An 8,721-nucleotide genomic window follows, 5' to 3' on the forward strand; every position below is an offset into this window, starting at 1 on the left:
GCCGAATCCCAACTCGCGCATTGATCGTTCGATGTGAGCCTACGATTACAGAAAAAACAGGAAGATTGTTGCGCTGCATGAGTCCGGTTGTGGCACAAAGCGTCATTTCGCTGCTATGCAACAATACGTCGGCTATCGGGGTATAGCGGACTTGGCCAGCCGTCCGCTCAGCAGAATTATGGGTCACTGCGTAGTTGAGGCGTTTTCGAGCGAAGGCGTCCCGGACACGATCCGGGGTGGATACGCAGATCGCGTAAAGCAATCGCGTCAAAAAACAGCCCCGCTTAACTTTGCAGCGCCGCCAGTAATTCGTCCGGCCGCTCGACCATCATCATGTGGCCGGCGCCTGACAACACCACGGTGCGCGAATTCGGCAGTGCGGCGGCCAGCGCCTTGCCGGCCTTCGCCGGGGTCATCATGTCGCGTTCGCCGAGAATGAGCGTGGCCGGGACTTTTATCTGTGCGGCGGCGGCGAGTGCGCCCTGATAGGCGTTGCAGGCCGACAGGTCGTTGAACAGCACGCCGGGCCGGCATTGTTCCAGCACGCGCTGCGCGCCGGTGTGCATCCACAGGCCGGGCGCGAGGCTGCCGCCGAGTTCGGCCTGAAAACCGAGGCCCCAGATCGAGACCATGTCGACGGCGTCATGGTCGTTGGCTTCGGCGGCCCTCAGCAGATCGGGTCCGACCGTCATGGTGGCGGCCGTGCCGATCAGGCTCAGCGCGGTCACCCTGGCCGGGTGCCGCGCGGCGGTCTCCAGCGCTATCAGCGATCCCATGGAATGACCGACCAGCCGTGCCGTCGCGGCACCGGCGGCATCGAGCAATGCCGCGGTCCAGTCGGCCATGTCGGCGATGGTCGCCAGCGGCGCGCCGCCCGAGCGTCCATGGCCGGGCAGGTCCGGCGCCAGCACACCAAAACCGTGATGCGCGAACCACCGGGAATGCAGCGCCCATGTGGTGTGATCGAAACCGGCGCCGTGCAGCAGCACGATTGTCGGCAGCGACTTGTCGAATTCGCGGCCGCCGGTGGCGACGAAAGTATCCAGGCCGTTGACGGTGAGTTGCATCGCTCAGGCCTTCTGCGAAATACGGAGCGCCTGGCCGAGATCGTCGACGATGTCGGCCGCGGATTCGATGCCGACCGACAACCGCACCAGTTCCTCGCCGATCCCGGAGGCCTTGAGTTGCGCGGCATCCATCTGCTGATGGGTGGTGCTGGCGGGGTGAATGACCAGCGTCTTGGCGTCGCCGACATTGGCGAGGTGGCTGATCATGCGGAGCGACTCGATGAATTTCTTGCCGGCGGGACGGCCGCCCTTGATGCCGAAACTGACGATCGAGCCCGCGCCGCGCGGCAGCAACGTCTTGGCGAGTTCATGGTCGGGATGGTTTGGCAGCGAGGGATGCAGCACCCATTCGACCGCTTTGTTGGCGGTCAGGGCCTCCAGCACCACATGGGTATTGGCGATATGGCGGTCCATGCGGACGCCGAGGGTTTCGACGCCCTGCAGCAATTGAAACGCATTGGTCGGCGACAGGCACGCGCCGAAGTCGCGCAGGCCTTCGGTGCGCGCCCGCATGATGAAGGCGGCCTGGCCGAATTGCTCGTCGAAGACGATGCCGTGATAGCCGGCATAGGGTTCGGTCAGCACCGGAAATTTTCCGGAAGCGCGCCAGTCGAACCGGCCGCCATCGACGATCACGCCGCCGATCGCGATGCCGTGGCCACCGATCCATTTGGTCGCGGAGTTCATCACGATATCGGCGCCAAGCTCGATCGGCCGGCTGAGATAGGGCGTGGCAAAAGTATTGTCGATCAAGAGCGGAATCCTGGCGCCATGCGCGATGGCGGCGACTTTTGGGATGTCCAGCACTTCGAGGCCGGGATTGCCGATGGTCTCGCCGATCACGAGGCGGGTATTGGGCTGGATCGCGGAACGGAATGCGTCCAGTTCGCGCGGTTTCACGAATGTGGTGGTGATGCCGAAGCGCGGCAGCGTATGCGCCAGCAGGTTGATGGTGCCGCCATAGAGCGAGGCGGAGGCGACGATGTGGTCGCCGGCATTGAGCAACGTCGCGATGGCGAGATGCAGCGCCGCCATGCCGCTCGCGGTGCAGATCGCGCCGACGCCGCTCTCCAGCGCGGCCAGCCGTTCTTCCAGTACCGCCGTCGTCGGATTCGAAATCCGGGTGTAGATGTGGCCGGCGCGCTCGAGATTGAACAGCGCCGCGGCGTGCTCGGAATCCTGGAAGACGTAGGATGTGGTCTGGTAGATCGGGACCGCGCGTGCGCCCGTGACGGGATCCGGACGCTGGCCGGCGTGGAGGCTCAGGGTCTCGAAGGCAGGCGGCTTGGGTGCGGGCATGGCGATCTCGGAAATGGTGCGGTTCGTCCTGATATCCGGACGGCAGCACCATGTGCCATAAAAGCACCTGTCTTGTTAGCCCATTTTCCTTGCCGCGACCGGAAGTCTGCCTTCCGCCCGCCGCCTACTGTGTGGGATCTGAAGGTGCTGCGACCGGCCGGCGCCGATCCGGCCTAATCGAGGATCGCGCTGAGGCTCGCCGGGGTGTCGATGATGACGGTGCTGCCGCGCACCCCGTACCACACCGCCGCAACGGTCTGCGTCGCGTTTACCAGCGGCACGCTCACGACCAGTGTCGTCGGGATGCGGCCGGTGCTTCCCGGATTCTGGTCGTTGTAGGTGAAGCTCGCTATCACGGGCGACGCGGTGCCGTTGACCGTAATGCCGAAGGTACCACCCGGATAATTGTTTCCCTCCGCGTAGGGCATCGGCACGTTCAGGATGACGAGGGCCGACGCGTCGACGCCTTCGGGGATCGTGAGAGTGAGGCCGGGTATCGGTACGAAGGTGCCGGAGTTGGTCTGCTGGGTACCACTGGTCTGTGCGTACAAGGCCATGATCTCTCTCAAGTTGCTAAGTTCATGTTAGCAACAAAGGGTTGAGCGAGGCAATATTGAAATTCGGGCAGACCGGCATGCGCGGTTCGGAGAGCGGACGCCGGCCTCGAGCCGACCCCGCCGGCTCCGATGCTTTCGCCGGGCTCTTGGGCATTTGCGGCCGCAATGCCCGCCACCTATAGTCACACCGTCGAAATCGAACAGGACTGCCCGCTTGGAACGCAAACTTCTTCAAATCGCCATGGCGTTTGCGGGCCCGGCGCCGCGCCGCGTGTTGACCCGATGAAGCGCGTCGCGATCTGGGCATTCTACGCCGTCGGCGCGCTCGCGATCGGTTACCTCGCGCTGTACGCCTATGCCGTGTTCACCGGGCAGGACCTGCAGCCGGGTAAACCGATCCACATTTTCCGCAGGCCGGATGCGCCTGAATATTCGTAGCGCCAGCAGCCGATCGCCGTCATTGCGAGCGAAGCGAAGCAATCCATCTCACCGCGCAGGTGAAGAATGGATTGCTTCGCTACGCTCGCAATGACGTGGCGAGATCCGGGCTACGCCGTCGCGGCGACGCGGCCATAGTCGCCCGACCCCGCGGGCGTGATCGGCAGGCCGCCGTCGGCATATTCGTTCAGCTTGTTGCGCAGCGTGCGGATCGAGATGCCGAGAATGTTGGCGGCGTGGGTGCGGTTGCCGAGGCAATGCTTCAGCGTCTCCAGGATCAGGTCGCGTTCGACGTCGGCCACGGTACGGCCGACCAGTGCGCGGGTCACCTGTTCGGCGGCGAAGGTGGCGTGCGCCACCGCCGGCACGGTTTTCGCCAGGTCGAGACGGTCGCCGTCGGGGGTCAGGATGGCCTCGGCCCCGATCTCGTCGCCCTGCGCCATCAGCACCGCGCGATGCATGGTGTTTTCGAGCTCGCGGACGTTGCCCTGCCAGCGGTTGGCGCTCAGCACGCGGCGCGCCTCCGCCGAAATCGGGCGCAGCGGCACGCCGTTGGCGTCGGCATATTTCTTGGCGAAATGCTGCGCCAGTTCGAGAATATCCGCCGGCCGCTCGCGCAACGGCGGAATCTTCAGGTTCACGACGTTGAGCCGGAACAAGAGATCCTCGCGGAAGGTGCCTTCGCGCACCGCGTCGGCCAGGTTGCGGTTCGAGGTCGCGATGATGCGGATGTCGACCGGCACCGGCCGGGTGCCGCCGACGCGATCGATCACGCGCTCCTGGATGGCGCGCAGCAGCTTGGACTGCAGCCGCACGTCCATCTCGGAAATTTCGTCGAGCAGCAGGGTGCCGCCGGTGGCTTCCTCGAATTTTCCGATCCGGCGGGCGATCGCGCCGGTGAAGGCGCCCTTCTCGTGGCCGAACAGTTCGGATTCCAGCAGATGCTCCGGGATCGCCGCGCAATTGATCGATATGAACGGCTTCTTGGCGCGATGCGAGCGGGTGTGGACGTAGCGGGCCAGCACTTCCTTGCCGGTGCCGGATTCGCCGGTCACCATCACGGAAGCGTCGGAACCGGCGATCTGCTGCGCCAGTTTTATCACTTTCGCCATGGCCTCGTCGCGGTAGACGAGATCGCGGGAATCATTGGCGACCGCGGCGAGGACAGCCGCGATCAGTTCCGGATCGGGCGGCAGCGGGATGTATTCCTTGGCGCCGGCGTGGATCGCCGCGACCGCGGCGCGGGCGTCATTGGAGATGCCGCAGGCGACGATCGGTACATGGATGTGTTCGGCCTCCAGCCGGATCACCAGATCGCGGATGTCGAGGGCGACGTCGACCAGCAGCAGGTCGGCGCCCTTGCCGCCGCGCAGCACGCCCATCGCCTGGTCGTGGTTCTCCGCATGGGTGACGGAAGCGCCATTGTCCATGGCGATCTTGGTGGCGGTCGTAAGCTGGCCCTTCAGGGTGCCAACGATGAGAAGCCGCATGATGTTCTCCTGTTCGTCCGTTCGCGCTCGTTTCGAGCCGTATCGTTATGAGCGCCTTCAGGCGCGTTCCGCCTTGATGATTTCAGTCATGGTCACGCCGAGTTTGTCTTCGACCAGCACCACTTCGCCGCGCGCCACCAACCGGTTGTTGACGTAGATGTCGATGGCTTCGCCGACGCGGCGATCGAGTTCCAGCACGGTGCCGGGCCCGAGCTTCAGCAACTCGCCGACATCCATCTTGGAGCGGCCGAGCACCGCCGAAACCTGGACCGGCACGTCGAATACCGCTTCGAGGTCGGCGGCAATGCGCGAGGCCTGCTCGTCTTCGAGATAGGCCACGTCATCGAGCGGCGGTGCGTCCGCGGAGTTGAGGTCGGGAAGCGGAACCTGTGCGTCGGTGTCACTCATGGATTAGTCCTCGTCGCCTGGTCTCGGGACGCAATGTAGCGCCCGACAAGTTCGTTGATCTTGGCTTCGATCGCCGCGCGCTCCAGCACCACGCCGCCGTCGGCCCACTCGATCTTGCAATCGCCGGTCGGAATGTCCGGTTCGGCCAGGATGACGAGGCGGCCTTCGAAGCCGCTTTGCTTCGCCAGCCGCTCGATCCGCTCGCGCGCGGCCTCGTAGAGGGAATCGTTGATCCGGACCACGAGATGCGGCGTCGCCACCAGATGCGAGAAGCAGTCGCTGACCAGCCCGATGATCTCGCCGAGCGGCTCGCCGGCAATCAGTTCGCTGCACAGCTTGCGCGCCACCGCCACCGCGACGTCGACCGCTTCGGTCTCCATCCGGGTTTCGATGGCGTAGAAATTCGTTGCGATGCCGCGAACGCCGATGCCGATCTCCTCGAGCGCCAGCGCGGCGCGGCGGTCGCTTTCCGCCTTCGCCTCGCGCTGTCCGGCATCGAAGCCGTCGCGATAGGCGCGGGCCTCGGCGGCGGCGATCTTCTGGGCGATTTCCGACGGTGTGGCCGGCTTCTCGCGCGTCTTGTCGGGGGCGCCGAAGTCCATGTCGAACAGGAATTTTGCGGGTGCGGCCAGCAGTACACCAGTTCGTCGTCGGCGCGGTTCTTGGTCAGCATGATCTCGCCCTTGGCGGCGAGGTCCTTGGCGAGGTTGACGAGCAGCGCCTGCGCCTCGTCGACGTCGCGCAACCGCACCGGTCCGAGCGCCGCCATATCGTCGAGCAGCATCTTGCCGGCGCGCGACGACATGTTGCCGAGGAAGAAGCCGCGGACGTCCTCGTTGGCGCTTTTCAGCGCGATGCCGAGCTTGTCCTTGTCGACATTGCGCATCAGGGTCTGGGCCGAGGCGGCGTCGAGCTTGACGAGGTCGTCGAAGGTGAACATCAGCGCCTTGATGCGTTCGGCGGATTCGCGGTTGTCCTCTTCCAGCGACGTGATGAAGCGGGTTTCGGTCTGGCGGTCGAAATTGTTGAAGATCTCGGCCATCACCTCGTGGGCGTCGCGGCGGCGGGTCTGCGACAGGTTCGACATGAATTCGGTGCGCAGCGTCTGTTCGACGCGCTCGATCACTTCCTTCTGCACCGCTTCCATCTTCAGCATCCGGCCGATCACGTCCAGCGCCATGTCCTCGGGCAGGATCGCGAGCACGCGCGCGGCGTGTTCCGGCTTCAGCTTCGACAGCACCACGGCGATGGTCTGCGGATATTCGTTCTTCAGGTAGTTGGCGAGCACCTCTTCCTGAACGTTGGAGAGCTTCTCCCACATGTTGCGGCCGGCGGGGCCGCGAATTTCGTCCATGATACCCGTGACCCGCTCGGACGGCAGGTACTGCGTCAGCAGCCGCTCGGTGGCGTCGAAGGTTCCCATCAGCGCGCCGGAAGCCGACATCCGCGAGACGAATTCGAGCAGCAGGTCTTCCACCACGTCGGCCTCGACGGTGCCGAGCGACGACATGTGCATCGACAGTTCGCGCACCTCGTCGTCGTCGAGCAGCGACCAGACCTTGCCGCCATACTGTTCGCCGAGCGCCAGCATCAGGATCGCGGCCCGCTTCGGGCCGCTCAGCTTCGGCCCCTGCGGACGATTGGCCTGCCGGCTCGCCAGGTTGGCGATGACGGTGGAGATGTCGGCGGCGTTGGTGGTTTGCGGTACGGCCATGTTACTCCGCGGGCTCCGATAGCCACTGGCGAACGATGGTGGCGGTTTCATTGGGGTTTCGTTCGGCCAGCTCGCCGACGCGATGCACCGACTGGGCGTGCACCTGGCCCTGCACCTGGGCGACGTCGATCAGCTGTGCGGTCGTGTTGGTAAGCAGCGCCTGGCCGTTGGCGTCGACCGCGTCGCTGCCGTCGGTCAGCGCCGGGTGCGCGCCGTCCTTCGCCGCGGCGACCTCTTCGGAAGCCAGGATGCGCTTGACCAGCGGGCGGATCACCATGAACAGCACCACGAGGCCGAGCAGCATCATGACGCCGAGCTCGATGACGTACATCACGTCGTCCTTGGTGAATTGCAGCATGCCGAGCAGGCCGGCTGGCTCTGCCACCGGCGGCACGACAGGCGCTTCGGCGAATTTCAGGTTCACGACCTCGACCTGGTCGCCACGCTTCTGGTCGAAGCCGATCGCCGAGCGCACCAGCGTCGCGATGCGGTCGAGCTGTTCCTTGCTGCGCTCCTGATAGACCTGCTCGCCTTTTTCGTTCTTGGAGTAGCTGCCGTCGACCAGGACGGCGACGGAGATGCGGTTGACCCGGCCGACCTCGGTCACTTCGGTCTTGGTGGTGCGGGAAATCTCGTAATTGTTGGTCTCTTCGCTCTTCTTGCTCTGGTCGCGCGCGACCGCCGCGCCATCCCTGTTCTGGTTGCCCGGCAGCTCGTTGTTGACGGTGACCTGGCCGCCGTTTTCGGCGGTAGCGGAGGATTCCTCCCGGGTCTGGCTCGAGCGCAGCACCCGGCCCTCGGGATCGTACTTGTCCGAGGTCTGGGTGATCTTGTTGTAGTCGAAGTCGGCCGAGAGCTGGACCCGGGCGCGGCCGGCGCCGACCACCGAGGAAATGATCGCCTCGACCTGGTTGCGCATCCGCTTCTCGAAGGCGGCGCGGCGCTCGTCGCCGATGGCGTTGTCGGCGTCGCCCTTGGCGCCGTCGGCGAGCAATTGACCGGCTTCATCGACGATCGACACCCGCTGCGGCTTCAGGCCGTTGACGGCGGAGGCGACGACGTGGCGGATGGCCCTGATCTGCTGCGGTTCGAGCGCCCCGCGCACCCGCACCACGATCGAGGCCGACGGTTCGGGCGTTTCGCGCGAAAACAGCGGACGCTCGGGCAGCACCAGATGGACGCGCGCGGCCTGAATGCGGTCGATGGCGCGGATGGTGCGGGCCAGTTCGCCCTCCAGCGCGCGCAGGTGATTGATGTTCTGGACGAAGCTGGTGGTGCCGAGCGCGTCGGATTTGTCGAAAATCTCGTAGCCGACCCCGCCGCCCTTGGGCAGGCCGCCCTCGGCGAGCTTCATGCGCAGCCGGGTGACCTTGTCCTTCGGCACCATGATGAGGGCGCCTTCGTTGCGCAGCTCGAAGGGAATGGCCTGGCGTTCCAGATCCTTGATGATTCCCGAGGAGTCCTCGGTCGAGAGGTCGGTAAACAGGGTGGTCATCTGCGGCGTGGTGACGCGCATGATGACAAAGGCGAAGAAGCCGATCAGCGCGGTTGTCACCGCGACCATCGCCAGCAGGCGCGAAGCGCCCAAACCCTTCAGGAAAGCTACCAGACCCTGCAAAACCAATCCGCCCCTAGATTCGGCCCCCGGGAGCCGACTGGGCAATTATTGCCTATGGGATGGTTTCGATATGGTTAACGAAGGTTAAGAGCCGTGGCAAAAGTTCAACATGAAAAAAATCGGCTTCGCC

The 8,721-nt window shown here is 64.8% G+C and carries 8 protein-coding genes and 1 pseudogene; 1 reads left to right on the top strand and 8 read right to left on the bottom strand.

Going from position 1 to position 8,721, the window contains the following annotated elements; translation table 11 throughout:
* Positions 1-284: 284 nt before the first annotated feature.
* From Q7T45_RS12160 to Q7T45_RS12170, 3 genes are all read right to left on the bottom strand, one after another.
* Complete coding sequence (locus Q7T45_RS12160; protein WP_304871021.1) at positions 285-1,067, bottom strand: alpha/beta fold hydrolase; 783 nt, start codon at positions 1,065-1,067, stop codon at positions 285-287.
* 3 nt (positions 1,068-1,070) lie between these two features.
* Positions 1,071-2,366: an O-acetylhomoserine aminocarboxypropyltransferase gene (locus Q7T45_RS12165; RefSeq protein ID WP_304871023.1), complete on the bottom strand. Its 1,296-nt coding sequence runs from the start codon at positions 2,364-2,366 to the stop codon at positions 1,071-1,073.
* Between the two features lie 173 nt (positions 2,367-2,539).
* The gene (locus tag Q7T45_RS12170; protein WP_304871025.1) at positions 2,540-2,923 is read right to left on the bottom strand and encodes a hypothetical protein; all 384 of its coding nucleotides are present in this window, start codon (positions 2,921-2,923) and stop codon (positions 2,540-2,542) included.
* Positions 2,924-3,205: 282 nt separating this feature from the next.
* Here Q7T45_RS12170 and Q7T45_RS12175 point away from each other — a divergent pair, with 282 nt between their 5' ends.
* Positions 3,206-3,361, top strand: coding sequence for a hypothetical protein (locus Q7T45_RS12175; RefSeq protein WP_304871027.1), 156 nt, complete (start codon positions 3,206-3,208; stop codon positions 3,359-3,361).
* 110 nt (positions 3,362-3,471) lie between these two features.
* On the opposite strand, the gene Q7T45_RS12180 is transcribed toward Q7T45_RS12175, so the two are convergent.
* The 5 genes and pseudogenes from Q7T45_RS12180 to fliF all read right to left on the bottom strand — a co-directional run bounded on the left by Q7T45_RS12180 (position 3,472) and on the right by fliF (position 8,591).
* A complete protein-coding gene (locus Q7T45_RS12180; RefSeq protein ID WP_304871029.1) occupies positions 3,472-4,851 on the bottom strand; it encodes a sigma-54-dependent Fis family transcriptional regulator in 1,380 nt (459 codons plus the stop codon).
* Positions 4,852-4,908: 57 nt separating this feature from the next.
* On the bottom strand, positions 4,909-5,259 hold the full coding sequence (gene fliN / locus Q7T45_RS12185) for a flagellar motor switch protein FliN (RefSeq protein ID WP_304871031.1): 351 nt from the start codon (positions 5,257-5,259) through the stop codon (positions 4,909-4,911).
* Positions 5,256-5,891, bottom strand: coding sequence for a FliH/SctL family protein (locus Q7T45_RS12190; RefSeq protein ID WP_304871035.1), 636 nt, complete (start codon positions 5,889-5,891; stop codon positions 5,256-5,258). Before Q7T45_RS12190 ends, fliN begins: the two co-directional genes overlap by 4 nt.
* A gap of 2 nt (positions 5,892-5,893) precedes the next feature.
* Positions 5,894-6,973, bottom strand: a pseudogene (fliG, locus tag Q7T45_RS12195) (flagellar motor switch protein FliG); the annotation flags it as partial.
* Position 6,974: 1 nt separating this feature from the next.
* Positions 6,975-8,591 carry a flagellar basal-body MS-ring/collar protein FliF gene (gene fliF / locus Q7T45_RS12200; protein ID WP_304871033.1) on the bottom strand — a complete coding sequence of 539 codons (1,617 nt, stop codon included), beginning with the start codon at positions 8,589-8,591 and terminating at the stop codon, positions 6,975-6,977.
* Positions 8,592-8,721 lie beyond the last annotated feature (130 nt).

The sequence above is a fragment of the Bradyrhizobium sp. genome, from assembly GCF_030646015.1.
Lineage (GTDB): Bacteria > Pseudomonadota > Alphaproteobacteria > Rhizobiales > Xanthobacteraceae > Bradyrhizobium.